Source organism: Sporichthyaceae bacterium (assembly GCA_036493475.1).
In the GTDB taxonomy this organism is placed as follows: Bacteria; Actinomycetota; Actinomycetes; order Sporichthyales; family Sporichthyaceae; genus DASQPJ01.
In genome coordinates this window covers 1-1808 of sequence record DASXPS010000006.1, presented here as the reverse complement: position 1 = coordinate 1808, position 1808 = coordinate 1, and the positions used below count along the sequence as shown (strand labels likewise).

Here is a 1808-nt window from a genome sequence, read left to right as displayed (position 1 = left end):
GGGCACGGCGACGGTGACCGTCCAGGGCACGTTCCGCCGGACCCTGGGCCCGGGTGACTACTTCGGCGAGATCGCACTGCTCGATCAAGGCGTCCGCTCGGCCACGATCACCGCAGACAGCGAACTGGTCTGCCGCGGGATCACCCTGTGGGACTTCCGGCCGCTGGTGCAGAGCAACGCGGCCATCGCGTGGACACTGCTGCAAACCCTTGCCCGGCGCGTGCGGGGCGCCGAGGACACGGACCAGCCGCCGTCCTCCTAGTACTACAGCCGCACTTATGGGTGGGCGCCGCGGGCGCGGTAGTGGCAGCGCCGGGCCCGGGCTTGGTGGCGGCGGCGCCATCGGGACCAGGCAAGCACTGCGGCGACCTGTGGTGGTCGGTGCCATACGAGGCGGGCCAACAATCGGCGGAGCTCGGGGACGGTGACGGTGATCAGTTCCTCGTCGAGGTCGTGGGCTGCCCCCTTTTTGCAGCCGCGGCGCGGCTGATGGTCAGGAATGCGTGGGCGAGCATGACCAAGGTGATGTGGCGGTAGCAGCTTTCGTAGTGGCGTACCTGGTAGTGGTCGAGGCCGACTTCGCCCTTGGCGCTCTGGAAGGTTTCCTCGATGGCCCAGCGGATCCCGGCGACTCGGGCCAGTTCGGTCAGCGTGGTGGTGGCCGGTGCGCGCGCGAGGTAGTAGGCGGCCTGGGTCGGATCGCTCCGGCTGCGGCGCACGAGCAGCCACGAGGTCGTGCCGGCGCCTGGATCGGGGTGCAGCGCGGCGCGGGCCCACGCGTAGATGCGCGGGCCTTTTGCGCCGGGGCCGGTGCTGATCCGCTTGAACGCCTGCGCTGCGATGGTGGCGGCGACGGTCTTGGCGTGGGCCTGGGCCGGGCCCTTGGGCCCGGCGGTCCACACCCACTGGTTGGCAGGAACGGCCAGCACGTAGGACAACCCGCGCTCGGCGGCGAAGGCGCGCAGCCCGGGATGTTGGCCATAGACCTCATCACCGGTCAGCCACCGGGCCGGGACCCCGGCATCCAACGCGCGGCTGAGCATCGCGACCGCCAACTCCGGTTTGGTCGCGAACCCGACCTCATCGCCGATTCCCGCGGCCCGGGCGCGGGCACGGTCCTCGGTCCATACCTTGGGCAGGTACAACTCGCGGTCCAGGAAGGTCCGCCCACCCGGTGCGGCATAGCCCAGGAACACCCCGACCTGGCAATTCTCGATCCGCCCCGCGGTGCCCGAGTACTGCCGGGCCACGCCGGCGGAGCGATTGCCCTTCTTCAAAAAACCGGTCTCGTCCACGACGAGAACCGCGCCAGGGTCACCGAGACGGTCGACGACGTAGCCCCGCAGATCGTCGCGTACCCGGTCGGCGTCCCAATCGGTTCCGGTGAGCAGGCGCTGCATCCCGTCCGGGCTGGGCTCCCCGGCGTCCTCGGCCAGGGTCCAGCCGTTCTTGCGTTCCAACGGAGCCAACAACCCGCGCAGATAGCCCGCCACCCGCGCTCGCGGTTCCGAACGCGCGAACCGCGGCGCAATCAGCGCGTGGACCTCCTCCAGGCCCGCCGCCCACCCCGACACCTCTGCCACGCCCAGATCATCGACCACCCGAGCAAGATCGCGACAGAAGCGCCCGAGCCCATCGCAACACGCCACACAAGATCAAACTAACTGCGGCTGTAGTACTAAGCGACGGGGTCAGGTGGCCTGCGCAACCGGATCGGCCCCCGGTATTCACGCGCGGTCATCCGTTCGGTTGATGAGAAAACCGGACGTTCGGTACGCAACCGGGTCGGTTCGCCTCGAGTCAAAGCC

At 69.5% G+C, this 1808-nt stretch carries 2 protein-coding genes; one reads left to right on the top strand and one right to left on the bottom strand.

Features of this window, described 5'->3' with window-relative positions; translation table 11 throughout:
* A partial coding sequence (locus VGJ14_00410; protein HEY2830855.1) for a cyclic nucleotide-binding domain-containing protein occupies window positions 1-262 on the top strand: 262 nt, incomplete at its 5' end.
* A gap of 172 nt (window positions 263-434) precedes the next feature.
* On the opposite strand, the gene VGJ14_00405 is transcribed toward VGJ14_00410, so the two are convergent.
* On the bottom strand, window positions 435-1574 hold the full coding sequence (locus VGJ14_00405) for an IS701 family transposase (protein HEY2830854.1): 1140 nt from the start codon (window positions 1572-1574) through the stop codon (window positions 435-437).
* Window positions 1575-1808 lie beyond the last annotated feature (234 nt).